Origin of the sequence: Pseudosulfitobacter sp. SM2401, from assembly GCF_042932805.1 — a bacterium.
Lineage (GTDB): Bacteria > Pseudomonadota > Alphaproteobacteria > Rhodobacterales > Rhodobacteraceae > Ascidiaceihabitans.
This window is the reverse complement of the sequence record NZ_CP170633.1, coordinates 3,748,152-3,772,339: the sequence shown is the minus strand read 5'-3', so window position 1 is coordinate 3,772,339 and position 24,188 is coordinate 3,748,152. Positions and strand designations below refer to the sequence as shown.

Sequence of the window (24,188 nt, the reverse complement as noted above, 5' to 3'; positions counted from 1 at the left end):
ATGAACATTCTATTCATTCTCATACCCGTTTCGTTGCTGCTGGCAGGCGTTGGCCTTGCGGCATTTTTATGGACCTTGCGCAGCCATCAGTACGACGATCTAGACGGCGATGCGTGGCGCATTCTGGTCGAGGATGAGGAACCAAAAGACCCTTAGACTGCGCAAATCACGAAGTGTTTTTTGATAAAGTCATCGACCGTCCATTCCGTGCTGAGCCCGCTTTCCATGACAAACCCATCACCCGCTTTGACGGTGAATGTTTCGCCCTCGTCGGTGCGGATTGTCGCGCTGCCCTCAAGGATGTGGCAGAATTCAATCTGGTCTTGCATGACGGCTGTAAACACGCCTGCCGTGCTTTCCCAAACACCGGATTTGATGCTGTCCTGCTGGCCCGAAAACATCAACTGAGCGTGCTGTTGCGGTGTACCGCTAACGATGGAGTCGGCAATTTCTTTTTCGACGCGTGCGGGGGATTGATCGCGAAACAATGTGAATTTCATGGGGTAACCTTTGTGATTTTTTTGGGGATGACTTTATGATCTACCAAGGACGGCATCAAGCCTGTCGCGCAGTGTCATGGCAGGTGCAGCAAGCGGAATTAAGCGACGTGTCACCGGCTGAAACGGAATCGGTTTAACAGGCAAAACTGGAAACGGCAGCGTTTCATCGCCCGCGCCCAGCGCCTTTTTGACCAAGGTTCGCGCCATCACAGACGTCATCGCAATGCCGCGACCGCTAAAGCCAAGGCCCGCCAAAACGCCGCTGTCCGGCTCATGCAGATGCGGCATCATTTCGGGCGTGACAGCAATGCGACCTGCCCACGTCGCTTCGATTGGTTGATCTGCAAGCTGGGGGAACACCGTGCGCAAACCACGTTTTAATCGCTGAATACCGCCCAAGGTCGCTGCGTTTTCGGTACTGCCAACACAGCCAAAAATCAGACGGCGATCACGGTCGTAGCGAGAATAATAAATCGCGCGACGACTGTCTGCGATGGTCACGGCGTTCGGTAAAACCGTCTTTTGCAGATTGTCCGACAGCGGCGCCGTCGCCAATGAAATGCTAACCAGCGGATAGAAAGTTTGGCGCAATTTCGGCCACAGATCGTCGGAATATGCATTTGTCGTCAGGATGACTTGGGGGGTGGTGACCGATCCGTTTGCGGTGGCCACTTTCCATTTGCTGCCGACGCGGGTCATGCCCAGAACGGGACTGTTTTCAAACAATTGCGCGCCAAATTTGATCGCGGTGCGGGCGAAACCACGAGTCAGCGACAGGGGCTGCACATGCCCACCGTTCGGGTGAAACAGCGAAAATGCATAGGCGGGCGATCCACTGATCGTTTGTGTCTGCGCGCGATCTTGAAAGCTGATGTTGGTGCCGACATTGTTCCACGCCTCGCCCAACCGTTCCAGACGGTTTTGCGCCTTGCCGCAATGCGCCGCTTGGACCCAGCCGTTTTGTTCGGGATCGCAATCGATGCCGTAGGTTTCGATGTCGCGAAACAGCGCATCCGCTGACCCGATTGTGGTTTCAACCAAACGGGCACCGCAAGCGTCACCCACCCGTTGCGCCAAATCGTCGGGTGTTGCCCGCCACATCGGGTTACACTGACCACCGCTGCGTCCGGATGCGCCCCACCCAATTTCACGGGCCTCAAGCAGTGCGACCCTAGCCCCTTGTTCCGCAAGCCCAAGTGCTGTCCGCGTGCCTGTTAACCCCCCTCCGACAACGACAAAGTCAGCTTCGATGTCTGATGCCAAAACCGAACATTCAGGGGCCGCACCGGCCGTGCTGTACCAATGAATGCGTCCATTGGTTGATGCCTTTGATCCGGGATTGGTCATTTGGGATGGTCTTTCTTGATTGTTTCATATTTCAAAACATAATATTTGCATAAAGAAACATATTACTCACCTCCAACCCGGTCAATACAAATTTTGACCAGCAAGGGCGCGGCAGATACCTGCCAAAGCTGCCCCTGATCCACGACCCGAACCTGGCTTAGGACTGGCGCGTTTCAAGAATGGCCCGGCGAAGCACCTTTGCAGCGCGTGGCATGCCGTCTTCGGAAATGTTCGAAAATCCGATAAGCAATCCTGAGCGCGTTTTTGCATCCAACGCGTAGTCCGAAAGCGGCCACGGAAATAACCCGAGACTGCGGGCTATGGCCGCGACCTGCCGATCGTCTTGCCCGTCTTGCAGATACCCCAACAGATGCAGCCCGGCGTTCAGCACGTGGGTGTCCAGCAACGATCCAAGTTCGGCTTCAAGCACGCGTGACAGCTCATTCTGACGACGAATGTAAAGCGACCGCATCTAGCAGGCTGCGAAAGGTTTCGATGTAGCGGCGCGGCACAACAAGATAGCCAATGCCAAGCGACGCCAGTTTCATGCGCCCAATTCAGCAGTTCTACCCGACGTTTGATCGTCATCGTGTGACCCAGCGGGGCTTGGCGCGCGGGTGTGACATAGGCGAACTTCGCATCCGGTTTGCGCCTTATGCCTTCCTCAACCACGAGGCCGTCTTCGTCTACGGGAACCGGCACCGTTTTGACGCGAAACAAGTTGTACGACACCGGCGTGCCCGGATAACCGGGGTCTTCGGTCCAACCGTAATCGCCTGGATTCGACAGAGCCATCAGGATCAGCAACAACGCTTGGCGTGTGCCAGACACAATCAGGATCTGGTCCGTTGAGCACACGACACCGCGGCTGTTGGCAAGGTAACTTGCAACTTCTTCACGCAGCTCGATTGCGCCCTCGGCAGGGCATCGCGCAATCCCGGACGGGGCCAGTTGCGACACGATGGGCCGCATCAAACGCCACCATGCCTGTGACAGGAATTCGGACACGACAGGGATGCCCGGATTGAATGGCAAGGTGCGGCTGGTGCGTTCGCGCGGCTTTAGCGGGTTGTCGTCAAACCGCGTCGCAAGATGTGTCTCGAGATCGGCGTCAGCGGGGCCTAACCCGTGGGACCCTTCGTTCTGCTGCAACAAAACCTGCGGCAGAACGTCGGTAACAAAGGTTCCGGACTTTTCACGCCCGATCAAGTAACCCTCGGACTTTAGCTGTTCGTATGCTGTCGCCACAGTCGTGCGCGATACGCCTAAGTCAGACGCAAGCGTGCGCGTTGACGGCATCCGAATTCCCGGATCAATCCAACCAATTTTGATTTGCTGGCGCAGCGCATTGAACAACTGCGCCGTCATGGAATGCCGCCCACCGGTGTCCACGCTAAGTCCCGGCAAAAGAGCCCCCGAAGCCGTTCGGGCCATGCATGCTCCTGTTCGAAACCAGAATTCTGGACCTTTGGAATGGTCAGATTTTGGACAGTGGCCTTAGGCCAATATTTTATCAACATCTAATTTTGGCGGCATTTGCCGTCTTTTTCGACTTTAAGGGAGATACCGATGACCACTTTAATTCCTCGCATCCGTCATTTCATCGCGGCCTGTGCAACGCTCGTGATCACGCAAACCGCCGTGTTGGCCGAGACCTTCGATTCCACAATTGCCGACATGCGAACGCTGGCCTTTTTCAAGGTGGACAGCGACGCGCTGCAGCCTTGGTTGCCCAACACGCATGTTTCGAACCCCTACGCCAAAGGGTCATTCAAAGGTGCAAATGTCTTGTTCATGTTCATCGACCGGATGCAGCATCAGGACGCGCAAGGTGCGCCCAAAAATGGCGGAGCCTACCGTATGGTTGCGATGATTGTGCCGGCAAAGAACCCGGACACCGGCGAAACCGCGACATTCATTTCGCGCTTTTATGCGCCCGGTGACGGTGCTGGCCCGTACAAAACGCAGGTCCAAGCAGAGGTGTCGCACGCCGTGACCTTGTCCGGAATCGGGGCCGCACCACTGTCGGGCCGCCACGCTTGGACCGTCAAACAGGGCGGCGGCGAACTTGCGATTGCGTTTGACTACGAGGGCGCGATCCCAGGTCGTAAATCCGGCGAAAGCATCCTGTCGACGCCCTTGGACGCCTCTGTCGGCCGCATCTACCGCTTTGATCAGTTGACCGACGTGGTGAAAAGCATCCCCAAGGGCACAGACCGTACATCGAACCTGTTCGTCAGCATCACGATCCCTGAATTGCTGCCGATGTTTGACGGCACGCAAACGCTGACCAGCCTAGCGGACCGCCCAATCTACACCCGCGAGACATTCAAGCCCTAAACAGGGGTCACAGTTTCTGGCTATCTCTTAATATCCAGAAAGCAGCTCGTTTAGGCGCTGCCCTCTTGTGGGGCCTATCCTAGGGAGGAAGACATGAAAAAGACGCCCATAATTGCGTCTGCATTTCTGATCGCAGCGACAGTTGGTGAAAACGCCGACGGGCACAAAGCCTTTGATGAACTACAGCTCGAGGTCGTTGGCACGTGGGGGTTCTTGGACAATTGGTCCAAATTCGAGGCCCCGTTCTGGAACACGATCATCCCCGAAGCATCCGGTGGTCGGATCACAGCCAACGCGAAACCGTACACTGAACTTGACCTGAACGGCTATGAGGTGATGGCAGGCGCGCGCACCGGTTCGTACGACGTGGTCCACGCGCTGACCAGCTATTCCAGCCAAGCAAGCCCCGCGCTAGAGGGCATCGACCTGTCCGGCATCATTCAAGACTGGGACACGTACCGCCTGGCTGTTGACGCCTACCGACCGATCATCGAGCGCGAAGTGCGCGAGAAATACGACGCGCAAATCGTGAACCTTTATCCGTTCCCGTCGCAGCAGATTTAGTGCAATCTGGGGGATCGCACGATCACGGACGTCAGCCTTGCGGACCTCGCAGGCAAGAAAATCCGGACTTATTCGCGCACCCAAGGCGACTGTGTCGAGGGCCTAGGCGGCACGTCGATCACCCTGCCATTGGCCGAAGTTGTACCCGCGCTGGAACGCGGTGTGGCAGATTGCGGGGTCACCGGAACCCAACCTGCCTACAACGGCAATTGGGGTCAGGTCGTCACGCATAACATCCAAGTCCGTCTTGGGTTTGCCGCCACGTTCACTGCGATCAACCTTGATGTTTGGGGGGGCATGAATGACGTCACCCAGCAGATGATCCTTGAAAAAGCCGCCGTATTCGAAGGCGACATCTGGACCTACATGCGCGCAATCGATGAAACGTCGATGGCCTGCAACACGACCGGTCCATGCGAAGCTGGCGACGCAGCAGTCATGGTTCCGGTCCTGCCGACGGATGAAGATCAGGCAACGCTAGAACGCATCGCAACCGAGTTCACCGTTGCCCGTTGGGCCGAACGATGCGGCGCTGTGTGTGCGCAGGAATGGAACGACACCATCGGCAAAATCATCGGTGTGACCGCGCCCGGCACAGACGGTTAGCAAAACACCAGGGTCCGGCGGCACTTTTGCTGACGGGCTGTGACCGCGTTTCCAAGGGGGAAAACACATGCTTGATCACATACACAAAAGTCTGGCTGGCACGGCGCGTTGGGCCGCAATCATCGGGGGATGCGCCCTGATGCTGTGCGCCTTTATGGTGACGGGCGACGTTTTGGCGCGCAAATTTTTTGGTGTCACCATGCGCGGTTCTGACGAAATCACCGGCTACGTTTTTGCCGGTGTGACAACATGGGCCTACGCCCATTGCCTGTTCACGCGTTCGAACATCCGCATCGATGTTGGTTATCTCAAGGCTGGACCCCGTTTGCGCAGCACCATGGACATTGTCGGCCTTGGGCTGCTTGCCACTTACATTTTTGTGCTCTCGCGCAGCGCGTGGGACATGGTGCACGTTAGCTAGTCGTACAACTACACCTCGACCACGCCGCTGGCGGTGCCGCTTTGGCTGCCACAATCGTTCTGGTTTGGCGGGCTGGCGTTCATGATGCTGTGCTGCGTGGTGCTGATGATCGTGTCACTGCGCCACCTGATTGCAGGGCGTTGGCAGGCGATGGGCACGCTGATTGGTGTGCGATCCGTCGTGCAAGACATCGTAGAAGAAACCCACGTCTAATCCCATCGCAATACGCCGATAAAGGTCACAAAAATGCCAAGCATTATTCTATTCTGCCTTCTGTTTCTGGTCGCGAGTGCTGTTCCGATCGCCGCAGTTCTCGGCATTCTCGGGCTCGGACTGGACGAGGTTTTCATGCGCGGGCACCGTGCCCTGATGCTGGGCGATTTTGTCTGGGAACAAAGCATCCAGTACATCCTTGTGTCGGTTCCGATGTTCATCCTGCTGGGCGAAACAATGCTGCGCGCCGGCATCGCCCGCCGGATGTACGCGGCCGTTGCCACATGGTTGTCGTGGTTGCCCGACGGTTTGATGCACGCCAACACCGGATCCAGCGCGATCTTTGCCGCGACATCTGGATCCAGCGTTGCAACCGTCGCCACAGTCGGCACCGTGGCCTACCCAGAGATCGAAAAAACGCAAATACAACGAACGGATTTTCCTTGGCTCACTGGCGGCTGGCGGGACACTAGGCATTTTGATCCCCCCTCGATCAACCTGATCCTATACGGGCTGCTGACCGAAACATCGGTGCCGGAACTGTATCTTGCCGGTGTCATTCCGGGCATCATTCTGGCGAGCCTGTTCATGTTGGTGATCACCATCGCCTGCCTGTTCAAACCATTTTGGGGCGGTGAAAAGGTCGACGCGAATTGGTCCAAACGGATTTCGACACTGCCAGATTTGCTGGCTCCGATCGGGCTGTTCTTTGTCGTGGTCGGGTCGATCTACGCAGGGTTCGCCTCCCCGACCGAAGCTGCCTCTATCGGGGTTGTGACCGCCTTGGTCATCGCGGCGATGTATTGGTCCTTGCCGGTCAAAATGCTGATCGCCGCATTTGAAGGCACGATGCGCGCCACAGGAATGGTCATGATCATCATCCTTGCTGCGGTGTTCCTGAACTTTGTGCTCGGTTTTATGGGCGTGACTCAAAAGCTGATCTCGGGCATTGATTCATTGCGATGGACACCGACACAAACCATCCTGATGATCATCGTCTTTTATCTGTTCCTCGCCATGTTCATGGAGACCCTGTCGATGATGCTGACAACTGTGCCCATCGTGGTCCCGATCGTCGTGCACATGGGCTATGATCCGGTTTGGTTCGGCATTCTGATCACCGATCTGATGGAGGCCGCGCTGATCGCGCCCTGTTTTACCCCCCTTGCAAAGCCCGAGTGCGCCGTGTGATCCGTTGCCGGACAGTGCGTGCGACTGCCACGCGCATGTGATCCTGCCCGAGGCGGCGCACCCCTTTGTTGCCAACAGATCCTACACCCCGCCGCCCGCGACGCTGGACGCGTATCTTGCGATGCACAAACAGCTGGGTATCCAGCGTGCGGTTATTGTGCAGCCGTCGGTGTACGGGACGGACAACCGCGTGACGACTGCGGCAATCGCCGCGTACGGTGACGCCTGTCGCGGCATCGCTGTGGTCGAACCCGATTGCCCGGATACGGAGCTTGCGGCCCTTAACGCTGCCGGTATTCGCGGTGCACGGATCAACACCTTGTTCGGCGGCGGCATCGATCTTGGTGCGCTTGACGCGCTTGCCCATCGCGCCGCTGACATCGGCTGGCACCTGCAACTGTTGATCGATGGGCCGACCTTGGCTGATCTTGCACCCAAATTGGCGACTCTTCCGGTCGACATTGTCATCGACCACATCGGGCATATTCAGGCACACGATGGCTTGGATCAGCCCGGATTTGTCGCACTCAGGCGGCTGGTGTTGTCTGGAAAAGCCTGGGTGAAACTGTCTGGTAACTACAGAATCTCGAACCAACGCCCCGAATTCGAGGACGCGATCCCCTTTGCCCGCGCCTTGATCCGCGACGGCGCGGAGCGGATGCTATGGGGCACGGATTGGCCACATCCTGCGATGTTCGACTTTATGCCGGACGATGGAACACTGCTGGATGCGCTGGACAGCTATGTAGATTCAAACGATCAGAAAATCGCAATTCTCGTTGATAATCCGGCGGTCCTGTACGGGTTTGATCGTTAACGCCAAATTTCTAGAACAAACCCCACACACAAAGAGAAAATACAAAATCCCACATGTTTCGATCGAGTTCTCCGAAGGCTTAGAGCAGACACACGATATTCAATCGATCTGCAACGAGGTGTTCACCGCCCTTGCCGATCAGGGCAGTTTTCCCAACGCTGCCGCCATCGAGGTCCGCGCTGTGCCCGTCGCGTATTTTCGGGTCGGAACCGAACCTCAGACGTTCGCGCATGCCAGGTTGTCGTTGATGTCTGATCGCGATGACGCAACGCGGCTGCGGCTCAATCAGACTATCCCGGGCGTACTCGAAAAAGCGCTGCCTGATGTGGCCAGCCTAACCGTTCAAGAGATCGAAATGACCGCTGCAACCTACGCAAAACGGGTGCTTTAAAACGGCATTGATTGATCAAAAATCACCGCTAGACGGTCTGCAGCGGCAGGCGTTTTTCAATCATGCGCGCCATAATCGACGCCCCGATTGGCAAAATTTCGGGATCCAGCGTGAAGGACGGATTGTGCAACGGCACCGTGCCTGCATGACCGACCACGCAATACGCGCCCGGCACGATTTTCAGCATGTCGGCAAAGTCTTCTGATCCCGTTTTGGGTTCATCTGCCAGCATGATATTTTCCTGACCAACAATGTCCGCTGCGGCCTCAAGATAGGCATCCGAAAGGTCATTGTCGTTGATCAAAACATCAAATACGTTTCGCAGTTCCAGCGCGATTTCGACCCCATGCGCTAGCGCAAAACCATCGCAAATCGCCTGCATCCGGCCCGCCGCCAATTCATACACCTCATCTTTGAAATAGCGGATGGTGCCGCCCAGTGTCGCGACTTCTGGAATGACGTTGTAGGCGGCACCGGCATTCAGCATCGTGACCGACAAAACGCATGTGTCCAGCGCGGGCACATTGCGGCTTAGGATGGTTTGCAATTCACTGGCAAGGCTTGCCGCGATGATCAATGCGTCCTTGCTTTGGGACGGCACCGCGGCATGACTGCCTTGGCCTGTAACCTTGATGTCAAAGAACGCCGCCCCCGCCATTGCCGCGCCTTTGCAAATGCTGACTTTGCCCAGTTCACCGTTTGGAAAATTGTGCATGCCGTAAATTTCGTCACACGGAAACTGCTCGAACAGGCCATCCGCAATCATCTGGCGGGCGCCGCCCAAACCCTCTTCGGCCGGTTGAAATACGATCACCGCAGTGCCATCAAAATCACGGGTGGCCGCCAGATGTTTTGCAGCCCCCAGCAGCATGGTTGTGTGCGCGTCATGCCCACAGGCGTGCATCACCCCGTCGTTGGTCGAGGCATAGTCCAAACCCGTCATCTCGTGGATCGGCAACGCATCCATATCCGCGCGCAGGCCCACCCGACGATTGCCCTTTTGCTTACCATGGATCAGCCCCACAACGCCGGTCTTTCCAAGGCCTGTATGGACCTCATCGACCCCGTATTCATGCAACTTGTCCGCGACAACGATACTGGTCCGTGTTTCCGTGAATCCGATTTCGGGATGCGCGTGCAGATCCCGAAAAATCGCGTTCAGCTCGTCGGTGCTTTTGGCAATCAGCGGCAGGGTTTTCATCAGGCGGGCTCCGGGTGCAAACAGATCGAACACAGCCTAATGCCCGTCAATTGCGTTGTGAAGAGTGGACGGAAACTGTGCAAACCCACCGGCGATAGGCCTTTTCCTGCCGATATTTCGCCCGCCTAAGCCATAAACCGCGCGTTCCGGCGCTTTGCTGGTTCAGATGTTGAATTCATTCCAACCATAAGTTGCATTGAAAGTTCTACTCAAAGAATCAGACAGGCATGCGCGGCGGTGCCGACGGATGTCTCAAATAAGGGAAAAGGGACTGAGATGCCCGTTTTCATCACGCTTACCGATACAGATGTTACTGATCCCACGTTTTGGGCCGCTTTGGATGTCAGCGCAGACAGCACAATAGATGCATCTGGTATCAGCGAAGATTTCCAGATCACGGTGACCGCAAGTTCGATCGCATTCACCGACACAAACTTGGGGACAACGACCACATACACAGATTCCGATTTGTCATCGGGATCATTCAGTGCGTTCGTTGAGTTCATCGGCAACGACGGCGACAGCGATGTAAGCGGGGCGGTTGGCCTGAACAGTTCCGGCTATACCGGCGGCGAAGGCGACGATACTTTTACCGACGATGGCAGCCTTGGCGGCGGCTTAACTGGCGGCGAAGGCGACGACACGCTGACAGGCGGCACCGGCAACAACAACATCTCTGGCGGCGACGGCGATGACGTCTTGCGGGGCGGTTCCGGTACGAACAACATCCTGACCGGTGGTGACGGCGATGACACGCTGTATGCCGAAGACGGCGGCGGCAACCTAGAGGGCGGCGATGGCGACGATGCTATCTTTGCGGGGCTGAACACCAACTTTGTTCAAGGCGGCGATGGGACCAATTCGCTGGTTGTGCCAGAAGGCTCGACCGTGACGCCGTTTTTCCCGGGCTCAACAGGCGGCAACGTCACGCTGTCCACGGGCGACAGCTTTGTTTACCTCGATATCGACAGCGTTACGGTGGCCTGTTTCACCCAAGGCACGTCGATCAGAACGCCAAACGGCGATGTGCCGGTCGAAACGCTGGCCGTTGGCGATTTGGTTGAAACGCTAGATCATGGACCACAGAAAATCCGCTGGATCGGGGAACGCACGGTTGCGGGCAAGGGCAAGCTGGCCCCGATCTGTTTCCGCCCCGACAGCATCGGCAACACGCGCGAAATCAAAGTGTCGCCTCAGCATCGCGTTCTCTTGTCAGGTTGGAAATGCGAGCTGTTGTTTCATGATCCAGAGGTGCTTTGCGCGGCCAAGCAACTGTGTAACGGCGATCAAATTTACACGGCCCCTTGCGAAGAAATTACGTATTTCCACGTCATGTTTGATCGTCACGAGATCATCTTTGCCGAAAGTGCCCTGCTAGAAAGCTTTTACGTCGGGGACTACATCATCGAGGCGGATCGTGCCTGCTATCACGAATTGGTAGAGTTGTTCCCCGAGATTTCAACGGGCAACCACAAAGCCCAGCAGGCTGCACGCCCGTTCATCAAAAGTTATGAAGCGTATTTGTGCCTGTGAACAGCGATCGGGCGTTCGTGATCAAACGAACGCCCGTGCCATTTCCCGTGCCATTTTTCGCCAGCGCTGTTTTAGGACGTGGCCGCATCCTCGGGTGTGACTTCAGTCGCGGCTGTGCTTGGCTTTTCTAACCCCAACGCACCGTTCGCAACCCCGGCGACACCGTTCTCAAGACTGATACCCAGCTCTTTTCCAAGCGCCTGCATCGCTGGCATTTGCAACGCCATGCCAAGCACGGAATCGAGCGCTTGATTGACAGGGGTGCCACCACCGTCGCCAGACATTTCGCCAGCGCCACCGCGGCCCATACCTGTGACTTGGTGGATCTTGATCGAGTCGATCTTTTCGGCAGGTTTCACCATTTCGGCGATAATCGCAGGCATCGCTTCTAGGCTGGCCAAACGGATTTTCATCGCGATAATTTCCGCACTAAGTTCGTTTTCAGAATTCGCAATCGCGGTCTGACCCTCAGCGGTCGCAAGCAAGTCTGCTTTGTTGGCTTCGGCACGCACGATCATCGCACTTGCGTCGGCTTGGGCTTCTTCCAGTTTCGCAGCGGCCCGGTCGCTCGCGGCGTCCTTTTCGGCAGCAGCAGCGAGGCGGATACCCGTTGCCTGACGCTCGGCTTCCTTCTCGGCTTCGATCAAGGCGATCTGTTTATGACGTTCGGATTCAGCCACGGCGCGGGCGGTTTCAATCGCCTCTGAGGCCTTGATCGCTTCTGCGCGCGCGTTGTCAGCAGATGCACGTGCCTGGCTTTCCTCTTCGGATTTGCGCGCCACGATGATCTGACGGTCTTGATCTGCAACCTCAAGCTCGCGTTCCTTGGCGATCTCTGCTTCGCGGATGGTGCGTTCGCGTTCGATTTCTGATGCGCGCACCGCACGTTCACGTTCAATACGCGCCTGATCTTTGGCCTGATCCGAAGCTTCTTGATTGCGCGCAATCTCTGCCTCTTGGCTGGCTTGCAAGGTCTGGATTTCACGGATTTGCGTGATCGAGGCTTCTTGCTGCTCGCGGTCAATCTGGTACTTCAGCTTTTCAGCTTCCATTTCAGAACGGGCCACGGACACATCCGCCTCGGCGGTGATTTCAGCGCGCTCCTTGCGGGACGTCGCGATCACGGCTGCCAGTTTTTGCATACCCACAGCGTTAAAGGCGTTGTTTTCATCCAACGATTCAAATGGCGTTTGATCCAGGGCGGTCAGAGACACAGCTTCGAGCTCCAGCCCGTTTTTCAACAGGTCCTCGGAGATCGCATTTTGCACCTCTTGCACAAAGCTGGCGCGGTTTTCGTGCAATTCGTCCATCGTCATTTGGGCCGCAACTGCACGCAAGCCGTCAATCAGTTTACCCTCGATCATTTCGCGCAACTGTTCGACGTGGAACGTGCGATCCCCAAGCGTCTGGGCAGCACGTGAAATACCATCGTCGGTCGCGTTCACAGAGACGTAAAATTCCACGCCCACGTCCACACGCATCCGGTCTTTGGTGATCAGGGATTGCTCGTTTACGCGGGCCACTTCGAGACGCAATGTCTTCATGTTGACCTTTGCGACCTCGTGCAGGAACGGCACGACGATTGTGCCACCATCCATGATCACAACCCGTCCACCTGCCCCGGTTTTCACCAAGCTGGTTTCGCGAGTCGCACGTTTGTACAGACGGGCCATAATCAGGCCGATGAACACTAGAAGGGCAACGAGAATGCCCGCGATGGTCAGAATAGAAGTCATATCCATAGAATACTCCGTTGGGTTATATTTCAGAATTTGGGTCGAAAGCGCGGCTTAGATGACAAAGAATTTATCGCCACGCTTGCGGATCAGTGTGACGTCGCTGCCTTGGGCAAAGACGCCGTCGTCATCCAGCGGTTCGACCCGCAGGTAGTGCATGTTGCCATGCCGATCTTTGATCTTGGCCTCGGCAGGTTTGCCCCGCGCCGCAGTGCCTTGGGTGATCGTTCCGCGATGCCCGCCAAGAAACCGCGTGCGCATCGCACTGGTTTCCGTTTTCGGCATGATCAGCGCAACCCAATTGGCGATGACCCGCGTGATCCCGATTGCAGGGACAAAAGCGAGCACAACAGCCAGCATTGTGTACAGAGGCACGCCAAGAATTGTGGTCGCGATGGATTGGATGATCAGACCAGCCAAGCCAAACATTGTCAGAAATGACACGAGCCAAATCAGGAACGGGACATCACGCGCACCAATCCAAGTGAAGACGCCCGAAGGACTGGTCGTGCCCTCAAACGCGTCAGATGGAATGCCTACACCATCAATATCTGCCGACAAATCAAAGTCAGCATCGACATCGATATCAGGCGCGTCACCGCCCAGCCCCAAAACAGTCGCCCCCAACAAGGAGCTTATGATTTCAAGAATAAACAATCCCGCCGTGACAGCGAGTGCAATGGCGAACGGATAAGATTCGGGTGTTAAAAAAGTATTGAGCATTGAGGTCCCTTCCACTTCTATATAGGGAGTTATTTCAATAATGTTAGGTATATATATACATTTTTGTCAATATTCCGCAAAATATATTGATTTTACGGCGTAGACTGCCTAGTTTAAGCACGCAACGCAGTGATCGTTAAGGGAACATCATGCCGGACTTTATGCAACGCAGGCGGCTGGCGCGTATTCTGGATCGTGCGGCGGAACAGTTTGCAAACAGCCAAGTACCTGAAAAGGGGTGGATCGCGACAATGCGATTGGCCTTGGGCATGTCCGCAGAACAGGTTGCGGTGCGCAAAGGTGTCAGTCGAAATGCCGTCTATCAGGCAGAGCGCAGCGAAAAGGAAGGGTCGGTTTCAATCAAACAAATGGAGCAATTAGCGACAGCCATGGGCGGCAAATTTGTTTACGCGATTGTTCCGGATGCTCCTATTGAGCAATTAAAATACCACCAAGCCATCCGGCGCGCCCACGCGATTGCGGCATTAGAACCCGGATATGAAAGTTGGTCCGTTGACGAACGCCAAGACTGGATCGATGATACAACCGCCCAGCAACTGCACGATATGCCAACAGATTTCTGGGACGACACAAGGTGATCCCAAAACCATCCCGCCAGTGTCCGTCGTCAGGGTTTTTGGAACCAATGGCAGCTTAAGCTAAGACAGAGTTTGGCTCATCTGGTTGGTTTGATTATGCGGCGCGTTGTCTGTGATGCAAGCGTCGCGTTTCGAGCGTCTTATGTTTGATCCTTTCTCGTTGCTGTAGAATGGCTTTGTACCGTCCGAAGTAGACATCAGACGGTGTGACGTTGCTCAGGCTCTCGTGGAAGCGCCGATGATTGTAGTGATCGACGAAGGCTTCAATCTGGGCTTCGAGATCACCGGGTAGGAAGTAGTTTTCCAGCAAGATGCGGTTCTTCAAAGTCTGATGCCAACGCTCGATCTTGCCCTGGGTTTGCGGATGATACGGCGCACCGCGCGAGTGCTTCATACCTTTATTCTGCAACCATTCGGCCAGTTCCCCCGAGACGTAGCTGGAGCCGTTGTCGCTGAGCAGTCGCGGCTTGTGGACGACATGAACTTGGTCACATCCCGACGCTGCTAAAGCCAGATCCAACGTGTCAGTGACGTCGCGGGTCCGCATATTGGTGCAAAGCTTCCACGCGATGATGTAACGGCTGTAGTCGTCCAGGATCGTGCTGAGATAGAACCAGCCCCAACCGATGATCTTCAGATAGGTGAAGTCGGTCTGCCACAGCTGATTGATGGCCGTCGTTTTGTCTTTGAACTCACTGGCGGCCTTGATCACAATGAAGGCAGGACTGGTGATCAGATCGTGCGCCTTCAAGATCCGATACGTTGAAGCCTCTGATACAAAGTAGCTTTCTGTATCTGTGAACGTCACCGCCAGTTCTCGCGGTGACAACTCTGTCTCCTTCAACGCCAGTTTGACCACCTTGCGACGCACGTCGTCAGGGATGCGGTTCCAGACGTGCTTGGGCCTGGGAGACTGGTCCTGCAGCCCAGCCTCACCACGCTGGAGGTAGCGATCATACCAACGGTAGAATGTGGTGCGGGGGATACCGAGCTTGGCGAGCGTCAGGCGGGCTGACAGGTGGCTTTCTTCGACCAACCGGATGATCTCTAGTTTCTCAGATGCAGGGTATCTCATTCGGGGTCGCCCCCACCGTCGAACATGCTTTTTTTGAGAAGACGCAGTTCCAGCGTCTGTTCAGCCACCACTTCCTTCAGATCACGGGCTTCGCGGCGCAGGTCCTTAACCTCATCTGTGTTTGCAGCACGTGCCGTATCGCCAGCTAGCCGCCGTTTGCCAGCCTCCATGAAGTCCTTGGACCATTTGTAATAGATGCCCTGTGATATGCCTTCACGGCGGCACAGTTCGGCGATGCTGTCTTCTCCACGCAGACCGTCCAGGACGATCCTGATCTTCTCTTCGGATGAATAATGCTTGCGCGTGGCCCGCTTGATGTCTTTGACGATCTTCTCGCCAGGGCTTTTGCGTGTTCCAGTTGTCTGTCTCATGTCCCACTCCTCAGTGGTTACGATGAGCCAACAACTCTCTCTTATCAAATATACCTATTTGGACCCATAAGCGCTGACGTCAGACAGTAGCGGCTGTAATCATCCAAGATCGTGCCGAGATAGTACCAACCCCAGCCAATAATCTTGAAGTAGGTGAAGTCGGTATGAGGTGCCCCTAGTATTGTAGACGCTTTGCTTGGTAATTTTGGAACCAAGGAGAGACGGTTATGAACAAGGGAATACGATTTACAGACGAGTTCAAACAGGACGCCGTGGCGCAGGTTGTTGAGCGTGGTTACGCTGTCAGCGAAGTGGTCGAGCGGTTGGGTATCAGCACCAAATCCTTGTACACTTGGAAGGCGCAGTTTGCGAAGTCACCACGCGCCCGATCTGAGGTTGCGGAACAGGCTGCTGAGATAAGACGGTTGAAGCGCGAACTGGCCCGGGTGACCGAGGAACGCACCATCTTAAAAAAGGCGACCGTCGCGCTGCCCGGCAGGGTATTGCGCAGCAATGCACGAGAGGGAACTTCGCGCGAGAGTCTCAGTGAAGTACGCATTTATTGAGGCTCATCGGGCGGAGTTTTCGGTGCGGTCAATGTGTCGTGTGCTGATGGTGCATTTCAGTGGCTTTTACGCATGGGTTAAAGAACCGTTGAGCCAGCGTGCGCTTGAAGACGCTCGGCAAACTGATCTGCTGCAACAGGCATGGACGGACAGCGGCAAGGTCTACGGCTACCGCAAACTGCACGATGATCTTTTGGATCAAGGCGAGACCTGCTCAGAGAACCGTGTTGCACGTTTGACCAGCTTAGCAGGCATCTCGGCACAGATTGACTACAGACGCCGTCCAGGGCGCTATGGCGGCAAGCCTGCTGTTGTTGCCGACAACACCTTGGACCGTCATTTCGAAGTTGATGCGCCCGATACGGTATGGGTGACAGACATTACCTACATCAGAACGCATGAGGGCTGGTCGTATCTCGCTGTGGTCATTGATCTGTTCTCGCGGCGTGTCGTTGGCTGGTCAATGCAGTCGCGCATGACAACTGATCTTGCTTTGCAAGCACTGTTAGCTGCTGTTTGGCGGCGCAAACCAAAGACCAAGGTGATGATCCATTCTGATCAAGGATCGCAGTTCACGGGCAAAGAGTGGCAATCGTTCCTGGACAAACACAATCTGGATGCCAGCATGAGCAGACGTGGGAACTGCCATGACAATGCGGTGGCTGAAAGCTTCTTCCAGCTTTTGAAACGGGAACGCGTCAGGCGGCGGACATATGTCACACGCGACGCAGCAAGACAGGACGTGTTCGACTACATCGAGATGTTCTACAACCCGACCCGCAAGCACACCAACAACGGCATGCTGTCGCCAGTTGACTATGAAACAGAACAAAGAAAAATGAACAAGGCGGGCGTCTAGGAAACTAGGGGCACCTCAGCTTGTTAACGCAGCGCTTGATAGATTGTGCAGAATAATGCTTGTCGCCTCGGTCTTCGCACTCTCATCGTCTGAGACTAAATCGATAGCAATGCTACTTCGACTCACGACTACCGTCCGGACCTTCCCGTCCTTCAGAACTGAAAGGGGCATACTAACACCAACTTTGTTGTCGTCTTCTATTGGTTCAAGGTCATTTCTTGCATCGAAACCTCTCTCCACAGATTTGAGAGCTGTTCGGTAGTCATTGGCGAATACAAACCCGCTGAGATCATAGACAGGTAAATGTTTTGAGAATGTAATCAATATTTGCTTGATCGTTTCAGCTACTCCGTTTGCAAGCGCATCATCGCCAAAATCGAAAAGCTGCAAGGAGAAATTAATTTGTTCTCCTTTTTCTGGGTTTGACCAAGATTCATTCACCGCGTGCTCAGCTTGCGCCTCATAAAGTAGGTGGGGATCAGCCCTGAGCATTTCATCAACGGCTTGCGTCATTGCGCCTTTAGTCATGCTGGAGACTTGCTCATGCACCTTGCCACCGAGAATAGGAAGGAAATCATCATGCTCTTTGCGACGCTCCGAAGACAAAAAGAATGTATGGGATGCCCGTGCCGCTAACTCATCAAAAGCAGTAAGATTTGGTACTGCGCAACCCTTTCGAACACCTACCGCTAAACGGTCGGGGGTGAGAGGAAGCACAACTGCTTCAATCTCGTCATTGCTAACAAAAAGCAGCGATGTCCATTCCGTACCATTAAATGCAATGCTTGTACTATCAGGTAGAATTGCGTGACCGTTCGGACTTGCCTTAACCCGCCAGTCAAGCAACGCCAGTTTTTTTATTCTTGCGGTGGGAGCCATGCTTTCTGAAAGCACGGAAGTCTGCGTTCTGTGGCCAAGTTGTGGCGATTTCTCCTCTAATTCCCCGATCAAGTGATCCAATAGGCCTCTTGCTTCTGCAAGGAACTGATCAGCACCTTCCCGCAAGGCAAAATATAGGAGTTTCGGCAGGGTCTTCCCATCGACAGGCGTTAACTCTTATAGCCCACGTTTATCAAATTCTTCTAAGATCAACTTCTCTACTGCTGACGGTACTTTGTGTGCTGGAAATTTGATCGCTCTGCCATCAATATTTCCCTTAGCTGTCGCTTCAATGACTTCTACCATTGATTCAGCAGCATCTTCGACTATGCCCCGCATGTATGAAGAGCGTATCGCCAAGTGTGTGACGACTTCGGCGATCACCAGTGGATCGATGTTATCACCGACATTTAACGATCTGAGCTCGTCCACTGTGCTATGCATAGTTTGCTCATATTAGGTAATAAGATCGTCAAGCGTCGGCAAATCATCGTCGGATGGCTTAGTGTAAAAGTCCCGTTGAGCGGCTGTGTCTCCTATGGAAGCTGGTATGGGTTCGGGCTTTCCCTTGCGATACAGCCAGATTTTCCGCTGAGAGCCTTTTATTGCAAACGGCTGTTGAAAATGCTGCGGAATATAATGCTGCTTTCTACCTGACAACTACGAGTCCTCCATCTAAAATGGTTATCATCAAGGCTACTGATTCAATACAGAAAATACGCACTTGCTGTGTGATGGCAAAGTTCTCTAGCAGTGACTTTCCTAGCAGAAAACACAAATCGCGAAAGGCAATCGATCTAACCTTGGTTTGTTGGAGCCTTCAATCAGATCAAATTTCTTAACTGAGGCTCAGTTCGACGACGCGGTTACGCGCCGTTGCCTACCAATCCGTTGCCTTTCCAACTGAACTATCCGCCGAGATTGTCTCGACTAGTCCAAAGCGAGGCATCATCTCGATTGCAGACTCAAGTTGATGTTGAAAGCTAACCATACGGGCGAATTTGCAAGCTTATGCTCCAAATCCGCACTGTTATGGCCCAATGACAATAAAACAAAAAATGGTGAGCCCGTCCGGGTTCGAACCGGAGACCTACTGATTAAAAGCGGCCAGCAAGGGGTTTCGCTCAATTTCGCCACATCGCGCTCATCGGCCATAAATGACTGAATATAAACATTTATTCTTGACCATTCGCCCGCTCGCCTAACATTACTGACGCTATGAAACGCTGCACGAGTCTTCCGGTAGGCTTCCGGATTTGGTAATTTCAAGCGAGTGACCCGATGACAAAACTGACCAAACGATATGTGGACAGCATACCAAACCCCGCTAAAGAAACCATCCTTTGGGATGACGATTTGGCAGGCTTTGGCGTGCGGATATATCCGACAGGTCGCAAGGTCTTTGTTGTGCAATATAAGCTGCACGGGCGCACCCGTCGCAAGACCCTTGGCAAGCATGGCATCTTGACTGCTGACGAGGCGCGCAAGGATGCCAAGCTGGCGCAAGCAGACGTGGCGCGCGGCTCTGATCCAGCAGCAGAGCGCAAAGCGCGATTGCGCAGTCCGTCAATCAAGGAACTTGGCGAACGATTCCTAAGAGAGCACGTCGCGTTGCATTGCAAACCGACAACCCATTACGATTACACCAACCTGCTAAACAAGGTCGTTAATCCGATTTTGGGTGGCATTAAAACGTCTGAAATCACCTTTGTGGATATTCAGGCGCTGCACTTAAAGCGGCGTGAAACACCCTATCAGGCCAATCGGTGCGTGATGGTTCTGTCCAAGATGTTGAACCTTGCCGAAGATTGGGGGCTGCGCCCGATGAACACGAACCCGACAAAACGGATCAAGCGGTATCCGGAAGAGGAAAAGAAACGGTATTTGAGCGAGGAGGAGCAAGAACGGCTTGGCGAGGTTCTGGCCGACATGTTGCAACGCGAAAAAATTAGCCGTTACGTCTTCGCCACGTTCTACCTTTTACTGCTTACGGGTTGCCGTCTTGGCGAAATTCAAAAGCTAAAATGGGATTATGTGACACAGACGCACTTGGAATTGCCTGACAGTAAAACAGGACGGCGGCGCATCCCCTTGCCCCGCGCAGCACGCGCGTTAATTGACACGTTAGAGAGGCGCGACGGGAACCCTTACGTCATCTTAGGCACCCACGGTGAGGGCCACTATAACGACCTGCAGAAACCTTGGCGCAGAATAAGAGCGCGCGCAGGGCTGAGTGACGTTCGTATTCACGATCTGCGCCACACCTATGCGTCTGTCGCCGTGATGAATGGAATTGATCCTTTCACGCTGAAAGAGATTTTAGGTCACAAAAACCTGTCCACAACGCTGCGCTATGCGCATTTGTCAGATGATGCGGTGCAAAAAGCCGCCGGACAGATTGCCAATCGGCTTGCGGCGACGTTGGGAAGTGTGGCGTAGTTAAATCTCACACCAGAACCGCGAGTCTCCTACATGGCCTATACTTTTCCAAGACTTCAATTTGACCGAAGCCAATACTTCTCGCTGAACGAAGCATTTCATGCACTTGGATGCTTCATGTTCCCCGATGCTTGGACCGGACTGGAAATTTCGTCTTGGCCTGAAAGTTCGGGCGAGACGCTTAGGGAAGAAAAGGACCGCTTGAACGCCCAAGCTGAATTTAAACAGAGAATTGCGACGGAAATAAGGATGGGCCTTTACTCAGGTGGTGATCAAGCGAGCTATGACGCACTAAAGAAAAAGCTGGATATCGCGCAACCTGAGGCAGATCACGCCAAGACTGCGGCACATGAATTTGGCCGAAGCTATGACAACCGTATAAGAGACGCACTTGCATTTGAGCGAAAGCAAGCCGTCGAAAGCCTCATTTGCAATGCCATTCGCAAGGTTGATCTAAAAACCTATCTCGGTTCAGGAACGGTGTTTGGATCAATGGCTGACTGGACGAACCACAAAGATTTTAGGGTTAGTTTTTCGCATTCATACGTTGTGACACCAGCATCCCCTGCGCGGCGGCAAAAATATAGAGCGTACTTTCTCAAAAGGGCGTTTGAGCAATGGGCTGAGCCTTTGCAAGGGGACTTATCAATGTATCGAAAAACACCTGTCGAAGATGATTTCGTCCTTTGGTTCAAAGATCTTGTTTCCGATTTTTCAGCAAAGAAAGAGCGCTTAAGCCGTCAAATGGTTCTGAGAGAGTACGAAGAAAAGTTTGCCCGTGTTGAAGAATTGGATCGTCTAGAAAAGAAGCTCGATGCAGTTTGGGAGCTGTACGCTCCGAACGACTGGCGAAAGGGCGGCAAGCCTTCAAAGCCTAGTGATGTTTGAGTGCAACAGGATGTGGTTTGAAATAGTTATTGGATTTAGGTCATACAAATAAGGGGTTCCAAAACCCCATCAATGTTAAGCAGTCAATTTTGTGTAAGCCCCCCGACTGTTTGGAATGGAATCGCTTAGTTACGTTTGTCTCACAAATTCAAACCAAGTGAGCAGAGCAAATGACACAGCAAGATACACATTCCGCATCCACCCTAGTCGATGAACGCGAAGCCGCGTCGATCCTTTGTTATTCCGTCCGTGCGCTCCAAAATTGGCGGCATCGCGGCGGTGGTCCTGACTTTGTAAAGGTCTCGTCCCGCTCGGTTCGTTACCGTCGCACCGATCTGGAAAAGTGGATCGCAGCGCGCACGGTGAGCAACACCGCTCAAACCATCTAACACACCAGTTTTGCCTCAAGGGGCCTGACAGCACCTTTGAGGATTTTGGGGCCGAAAGGCTTTCAAATGGGCGCGTGGTTTCGCGACTGCGCGCCCTTTCTATGTCTGTCGTCAATCCAATCCGAAAGGGATTTACCATGTCCAAACAACCCGCCTTCAAGTTCAAATTGGGGCTAATCAACGCAACCATCTGGGATAACGACGGCTTCTATTCTGTCGATCTGTCGCGCTCTTACAAAAACAGCGAAGGCCAATGGCAAAACACGACCAGCTACGGCCATGCTGATCTGCTCAATATAGCCAAGTCGGCAGAACGCGCGGAAAATTGGATCGCGAGGCAGTCAAATGCGGACAAATGATGCGCCCGACCAAAACCCAGTTCGGCCCCAAAACCTAAGCTGTCCCGCCGGAGGCACCAATCAGGCCAAACAATCCACCAAACGCACCCCAAGGGGGGTGGTAGTAGCACCCCCCTCTGGAAATACACGCACCATTCCAGACATGACCATTTTACATAAAGGCTTTGATACCATTGCTTTGTCGATCAAGGCGGCGTTGACGCCAGAGTTCCTAGATTACCTTGAAACCGAACAGACCCGCGCCAAAGCTGACAATGCATCCGTGTTGTGCCGATATGGCGACGTTCAGTTCCACCTCAAGCACCACGGCGGGACCGGATACCAATTCCTGCTTGACGGTGGCCCCGACGGCGCGTCATGGGCCTTTAAGCGCCCTCACCCCAAAGACCCATGGGGCGTCCGCATCAATATCGGCTCAAGGCACCTCGCGTTGTATGGACTAGGCCGTGCCAAGGCGCATGTTGAGGACACGCTGGCCGCTTGGGGTATCCGCTTCCAAGCCGATGACGTCAGTATCGCCCGCGTCGATTTCTGCGTTGATGTGTTTGCACCGTCGTTCACGTTACAACCGGAACATTTTGTCATGCACAGTGGCACCGGTCGGCGTGATTACATCACCGACACGGACAAAGCCGTGAACGGCAAGTCAGGGCGCACCACATCCGTCACCTTGGGCAAAATGCCAAACCGCCAAGTCATTGTGTACGACAAACGCGCCGAAGTGATTGCGCGCTCCAAAACCTATTGGTGGGCGATCTGGAACGATACGTTACGTAAGCAAAACCTGCCGCCCCTACGTTATGTAACAGTACGTAGGGAGAGTGGGCCTGACGCCTCCCCCGTTACGTTACCTTATGTAGAGAACGCGGATCATTTCATCGACGCCACACAGCCGGACATAAGCCGTGTATGGCGGGTCGAATTTCGGGCGGGCAAAGCCTATCTAAAAGACACATGGGGCATCCGCACTTGGGGGCAATTGTTCGATCTGTTCGGTGACCTGATACAGCAAACGGGCGAAACCGTGCGCTACACCGCACCCAATAATGATCCCAACCGCAGCCGTTGGCCGAGCCATCCAATTTGGGACGCCATCGTGGCTGAAATGACCGATGATTTGCTTGAAATGCACAGTGGGGCAAATCCAAACCCGATAAAGGAGGTCCACAAAGGAACACACATTTCCGTCCTTATCCGGAACATTCTGGGCACTAGCATTTCATTGGCTGCCTTGAATGGTGTGGACATAGACGGGATTGGTGACTTCTTCGACAAGACCGGAAATGACCTGAAATGTCTGGCATTGAGCAACCTGACAAAAACGGAAAAGCAACTAAATGACGCCAAAGATCGGTATGTCTTTCTGAATGGGACAAAAGGTACCAAATAGTATGTAAAAGCACACATTAGCATGGTTTTTACTATGCTAATGTGTGCTTTTACGTTCCTTTTGCGGACATGGATTTTCACCAATACACCGGAAATGTCCGGTTTTTCATGGTTTCTCAGAACAGTCCTGAAAGTAGGGGCATCCCTTCCAGCGCCACACTTTAACATTTGATATAAAGATGGGCGGGAACCGGACCTTCGCTGCGACACGCACCAAGGCCAGCTATGCGCAGTTAGCGTATTTTGGCAAAGTTATGCACAGATTGACATTCAAACGCAAGAAACGCCTTTGCAACCGCTGTGTCGTGGCCCATCTTTTCCGCCATTCTCTGCGATGGCATTGCCTAGCGTCGAGCGAATTCATTCAGAGTAAGCGGCGCTGAAAATAAGATGGCACTGTTTGATTACCATGGTTAGTACTAGGACCAAATGCGCTGTGAGTGATATTACCACAGAACTAGAAAATACATTTGCGACTCCGGAAATGGCAAAAGTTATTAAGATACTTAAGAGTATCACCGCCGTCATTATTAAGTAGGAGATATTAGAGTTGATGTCCTTGAATGCCAACTTCAGGTCGGAAATCCTCTTTGTTGCATCAGATTCAATAGAAGCTTTCAGCACCGGGTCTTCCTCATTCGGTTTGACTCTTGATGTCTGAAATTCTGTCAAGCTTCTGAAAATGGAAAACGCAGAAATTTGCGCACCGAAAAGAAGCGCTGAGAAAATTGCATAAACCGAAATTAAGGAAGAGAATTGTTCGTTCGGGATTTGAACGCAGAACGCATGTGT

General features: G+C 53.9%; 27 protein-coding genes and 1 pseudogene. 17 read left to right on the top strand and 11 right to left on the bottom strand.

All coding sequences use genetic code 11. The features are described from left to right. Positions 1–156, top strand: a complete 156-nt coding sequence (ccoS, locus tag ACFIO0_RS18515; RefSeq protein ID WP_390911875.1) for a cbb3-type cytochrome oxidase assembly protein CcoS — start codon at positions 1–3, stop codon at positions 154–156. On the opposite strand, the gene ACFIO0_RS18510 is transcribed toward ccoS, so the two are convergent. The 4 genes from ACFIO0_RS18510 to ACFIO0_RS18495 all read right to left on the bottom strand — a co-directional run bounded on the left by ACFIO0_RS18510 (position 153) and on the right by ACFIO0_RS18495 (position 3,281). After that, complete coding sequence (locus tag ACFIO0_RS18510) at positions 153–500, bottom strand: cupin domain-containing protein (protein WP_390911874.1); 348 nt, start codon at positions 498–500, stop codon at positions 153–155. The two genes, ccoS and ACFIO0_RS18510, sit on opposite strands and share 4 nt — an antisense overlap. 33 nt (positions 501–533) lie before the next feature. Next, positions 534–1,847 (bottom strand): FAD-dependent oxidoreductase, encoded by a 1,314-nt coding sequence (locus ACFIO0_RS18505; RefSeq protein ID WP_390911873.1) that lies wholly within the window; start codon positions 1,845–1,847, stop codon positions 534–536. A gap of 157 nt (positions 1,848–2,004) precedes the next feature. Then, on the bottom strand, positions 2,005–2,277 hold the full coding sequence (locus ACFIO0_RS18500; protein ID WP_390911872.1) for a hypothetical protein: 273 nt from the start codon (positions 2,275–2,277) through the stop codon (positions 2,005–2,007). Continuing rightward, positions 2,232–3,281: an aminotransferase class I/II-fold pyridoxal phosphate-dependent enzyme gene (locus tag ACFIO0_RS18495; RefSeq protein ID WP_390911871.1), complete on the bottom strand. Its 1,050-nt coding sequence runs from the start codon at positions 3,279–3,281 to the stop codon at positions 2,232–2,234. Before ACFIO0_RS18495 ends, ACFIO0_RS18500 begins: the two co-directional genes overlap by 46 nt. A gap of 135 nt (positions 3,282–3,416) precedes the next feature. Between ACFIO0_RS18495 and ACFIO0_RS18490 the strand changes: the two genes are divergently transcribed. From ACFIO0_RS18490 to ACFIO0_RS18455, 8 genes are all read left to right on the top strand, one after another. Beyond that, positions 3,417–4,187, top strand: a complete 771-nt coding sequence (locus ACFIO0_RS18490) for a hypothetical protein (RefSeq protein ID WP_390911870.1) — start codon at positions 3,417–3,419, stop codon at positions 4,185–4,187. A 93-nt stretch (positions 4,188–4,280) separates the two neighbouring features. Next, positions 4,281–4,751: a hypothetical protein gene (locus tag ACFIO0_RS18485; RefSeq protein WP_390911869.1), complete on the top strand. Its 471-nt coding sequence runs from the start codon at positions 4,281–4,283 to the stop codon at positions 4,749–4,751. Positions 4,752–4,757: 6 nt separating this feature from the next. After that, complete coding sequence (locus tag ACFIO0_RS18480) at positions 4,758–5,357, top strand: hypothetical protein (RefSeq protein ID WP_390915366.1); 600 nt, start codon at positions 4,758–4,760, stop codon at positions 5,355–5,357. Between the two features lie 67 nt (positions 5,358–5,424). Continuing rightward, positions 5,425–5,778 (top strand): TRAP transporter small permease subunit, encoded by a 354-nt coding sequence (locus tag ACFIO0_RS18475; RefSeq protein WP_390911868.1) that lies wholly within the window; start codon positions 5,425–5,427, stop codon positions 5,776–5,778. Between the two features lie 33 nt (positions 5,779–5,811). After that, positions 5,812–5,991, top strand: a complete 180-nt coding sequence (locus ACFIO0_RS18470; RefSeq protein ID WP_390911867.1) for a hypothetical protein — start codon at positions 5,812–5,814, stop codon at positions 5,989–5,991. Between the two features lie 33 nt (positions 5,992–6,024). Further along, positions 6,025–7,182 (top strand): TRAP transporter large permease subunit, encoded by a 1,158-nt coding sequence (locus tag ACFIO0_RS18465; RefSeq protein WP_390911866.1) that lies wholly within the window; start codon positions 6,025–6,027, stop codon positions 7,180–7,182. Positions 7,183–7,186: 4 nt separating this feature from the next. After that, the gene (locus ACFIO0_RS18460; protein WP_390911865.1) at positions 7,187–7,999 is read left to right on the top strand and encodes an amidohydrolase family protein; all 813 of its coding nucleotides are present in this window, start codon (positions 7,187–7,189) and stop codon (positions 7,997–7,999) included. Further along, positions 7,962–8,390 (top strand): 5-carboxymethyl-2-hydroxymuconate Delta-isomerase, encoded by a 429-nt coding sequence (locus ACFIO0_RS18455; RefSeq protein WP_390911864.1) that lies wholly within the window; start codon positions 7,962–7,964, stop codon positions 8,388–8,390. The genes ACFIO0_RS18460 and ACFIO0_RS18455 overlap by 38 nt, the downstream gene beginning before the upstream one ends. A 28-nt stretch (positions 8,391–8,418) precedes the next feature. Here ACFIO0_RS18455 and ACFIO0_RS18450 read toward each other — a convergent pair whose 3' ends face one another. Next, positions 8,419–9,591 carry an amidohydrolase gene (locus tag ACFIO0_RS18450; protein ID WP_390911863.1) on the bottom strand — a complete coding sequence of 391 codons (1,173 nt, stop codon included), beginning with the start codon at positions 9,589–9,591 and terminating at the stop codon, positions 8,419–8,421. A 276-nt stretch (positions 9,592–9,867) separates the two neighbouring features. Between ACFIO0_RS18450 and ACFIO0_RS18445 the strand changes: the two genes are divergently transcribed. Continuing rightward, positions 9,868–11,124 (top strand): Hint domain-containing protein, encoded by a 1,257-nt coding sequence (locus ACFIO0_RS18445; protein WP_390911862.1) that lies wholly within the window; start codon positions 9,868–9,870, stop codon positions 11,122–11,124. 71 nt (positions 11,125–11,195) lie between these two features. Here ACFIO0_RS18445 and ACFIO0_RS18440 read toward each other — a convergent pair whose 3' ends face one another. Further along, positions 11,196–12,866 (bottom strand): flotillin domain-containing protein, encoded by a 1,671-nt coding sequence (locus ACFIO0_RS18440; protein WP_390911861.1) that lies wholly within the window; start codon positions 12,864–12,866, stop codon positions 11,196–11,198. A 48-nt stretch (positions 12,867–12,914) separates the two neighbouring features. Continuing rightward, a complete protein-coding gene (locus ACFIO0_RS18435; protein ID WP_390911860.1) occupies positions 12,915–13,583 on the bottom strand; it encodes an OB-fold-containig protein in 669 nt (222 codons plus the stop codon). Between the two features lie 149 nt (positions 13,584–13,732). Here ACFIO0_RS18435 and ACFIO0_RS18430 point away from each other — a divergent pair, with 149 nt between their 5' ends. Beyond that, entirely contained in the window at positions 13,733–14,182 is a 450-nt protein-coding gene (locus ACFIO0_RS18430) for a helix-turn-helix domain-containing protein (RefSeq protein WP_390911859.1), read from the top strand. A gap of 94 nt (positions 14,183–14,276) precedes the next feature. On the opposite strand, the gene ACFIO0_RS18425 is transcribed toward ACFIO0_RS18430, so the two are convergent. Beyond that, positions 14,277–15,628 (bottom strand): IS3 family transposase gene (locus ACFIO0_RS18425; protein ID WP_390910864.1). Its coding sequence is split into 2 segments (ribosomal slippage): positions 14,277–15,292 and positions 15,292–15,628, totalling 1,353 coding nucleotides; the frame shifts between segments, so codons are not numbered across the junction. Between the two features lie 227 nt (positions 15,629–15,855). Here ACFIO0_RS18425 and ACFIO0_RS18420 point away from each other — a divergent pair. Then, positions 15,856–17,053: pseudogene (locus ACFIO0_RS18420) on the top strand (IS3 family transposase). A 15-nt stretch (positions 17,054–17,068) separates the two neighbouring features. On the opposite strand, the gene ACFIO0_RS18415 reads toward ACFIO0_RS18420, so the two are convergent. The 3 genes from ACFIO0_RS18415 to ACFIO0_RS18405 are packed head-to-tail and all read right to left on the bottom strand — an operon-like array spanning position 17,069 to position 18,592. Further along, complete coding sequence (locus ACFIO0_RS18415; protein WP_390911858.1) at positions 17,069–18,058, bottom strand: hypothetical protein; 990 nt, start codon at positions 18,056–18,058, stop codon at positions 17,069–17,071. 51 nt (positions 18,059–18,109) lie between these two features. Further along, on the bottom strand, positions 18,110–18,364 hold the full coding sequence (locus ACFIO0_RS18410; RefSeq protein WP_390911857.1) for a hypothetical protein: 255 nt from the start codon (positions 18,362–18,364) through the stop codon (positions 18,110–18,112). 24 nt (positions 18,365–18,388) lie between these two features. Further along, positions 18,389–18,592 (bottom strand): DUF4238 domain-containing protein, encoded by a 204-nt coding sequence (locus tag ACFIO0_RS18405; RefSeq protein ID WP_390911856.1) that lies wholly within the window; start codon positions 18,590–18,592, stop codon positions 18,389–18,391. A 621-nt stretch (positions 18,593–19,213) separates the two neighbouring features. Here ACFIO0_RS18405 and ACFIO0_RS18400 point away from each other — a divergent pair. The 5 genes from ACFIO0_RS18400 (at position 19,214) to ACFIO0_RS18380 (ending at position 23,397) form a co-directional block, all read left to right on the top strand. Then, a complete protein-coding gene (locus ACFIO0_RS18400) occupies positions 19,214–20,371 on the top strand; it encodes a tyrosine-type recombinase/integrase (RefSeq protein ID WP_390911855.1) in 1,158 nt (385 codons plus the stop codon). Positions 20,372–20,404: 33 nt separating this feature from the next. Next, positions 20,405–21,259 (top strand): hypothetical protein, encoded by an 855-nt coding sequence (locus tag ACFIO0_RS18395; RefSeq protein ID WP_390911854.1) that lies wholly within the window; start codon positions 20,405–20,407, stop codon positions 21,257–21,259. Positions 21,260–21,429: 170 nt separating this feature from the next. Further along, on the top strand, positions 21,430–21,648 hold the full coding sequence (locus tag ACFIO0_RS18390; RefSeq protein WP_390911853.1) for a helix-turn-helix domain-containing protein: 219 nt from the start codon (positions 21,430–21,432) through the stop codon (positions 21,646–21,648). A gap of 101 nt (positions 21,649–21,749) precedes the next feature. Beyond that, positions 21,750–22,007, top strand: coding sequence for a hypothetical protein (locus tag ACFIO0_RS18385; RefSeq protein ID WP_390911852.1), 258 nt, complete (start codon positions 21,750–21,752; stop codon positions 22,005–22,007). Between the two features lie 142 nt (positions 22,008–22,149). Further along, positions 22,150–23,397 (top strand): hypothetical protein, encoded by a 1,248-nt coding sequence (locus ACFIO0_RS18380; RefSeq protein WP_390911851.1) that lies wholly within the window; start codon positions 22,150–22,152, stop codon positions 23,395–23,397. Positions 23,398–24,188: the final 791 nt, after the last annotated feature.

Coding starts and splice junctions, on each gene's coding strand:
- ACFIO0_RS18490 (WP_390911870.1), top strand. CDS start 3,417: ATGACCACTTTAATTCCTCGCATCCGTCATTTCATCGCGGCCTGTGCA.
- ACFIO0_RS18440 (WP_390911861.1), bottom strand. CDS start 12,866: ATGGATATGACTTCTATTCTGACCATCGCGGGCATTCTCGTTGCCCTT.
- ACFIO0_RS18495 (WP_390911871.1), bottom strand. CDS start 3,281: ATGGCCCGAACGGCTTCGGGGGCTCTTTTGCCGGGACTTAGCGTGGAC.
- ACFIO0_RS18435 (WP_390911860.1), bottom strand. CDS start 13,583: ATGCTCAATACTTTTTTAACACCCGAATCTTATCCGTTCGCCATTGCA.
- ACFIO0_RS18465 (WP_390911866.1), top strand. CDS start 6,025: ATGCCAAGCATTATTCTATTCTGCCTTCTGTTTCTGGTCGCGAGTGCT.
- ACFIO0_RS18450 (WP_390911863.1), bottom strand. CDS start 9,591: ATGAAAACCCTGCCGCTGATTGCCAAAAGCACCGACGAGCTGAACGCG.
- ACFIO0_RS18510 (WP_390911874.1), bottom strand. CDS start 500: ATGAAATTCACATTGTTTCGCGATCAATCCCCCGCACGCGTCGAAAAA.
- ACFIO0_RS18505 (WP_390911873.1), bottom strand. CDS start 1,847: ATGACCAATCCCGGATCAAAGGCATCAACCAATGGACGCATTCATTGG.
- ccoS (WP_390911875.1), top strand. CDS start 1: ATGAACATTCTATTCATTCTCATACCCGTTTCGTTGCTGCTGGCAGGC.
- ACFIO0_RS18430 (WP_390911859.1), top strand. CDS start 13,733: ATGCCGGACTTTATGCAACGCAGGCGGCTGGCGCGTATTCTGGATCGT.
- ACFIO0_RS18485 (WP_390911869.1), top strand. CDS start 4,281: ATGAAAAAGACGCCCATAATTGCGTCTGCATTTCTGATCGCAGCGACA.
- ACFIO0_RS18390 (WP_390911853.1), top strand. CDS start 21,430: ATGACACAGCAAGATACACATTCCGCATCCACCCTAGTCGATGAACGC.
- ACFIO0_RS18445 (WP_390911862.1), top strand. CDS start 9,868: ATGCCCGTTTTCATCACGCTTACCGATACAGATGTTACTGATCCCACG.
- ACFIO0_RS18475 (WP_390911868.1), top strand. CDS start 5,425: ATGCTTGATCACATACACAAAAGTCTGGCTGGCACGGCGCGTTGGGCC.
- ACFIO0_RS18385 (WP_390911852.1), top strand. CDS start 21,750: ATGTCTGTCGTCAATCCAATCCGAAAGGGATTTACCATGTCCAAACAA.
- ACFIO0_RS18400 (WP_390911855.1), top strand. CDS start 19,214: ATGACAAAACTGACCAAACGATATGTGGACAGCATACCAAACCCCGCT.
- ACFIO0_RS18380 (WP_390911851.1), top strand. CDS start 22,150: ATGACCATTTTACATAAAGGCTTTGATACCATTGCTTTGTCGATCAAG.
- ACFIO0_RS18395 (WP_390911854.1), top strand. CDS start 20,405: ATGGCCTATACTTTTCCAAGACTTCAATTTGACCGAAGCCAATACTTC.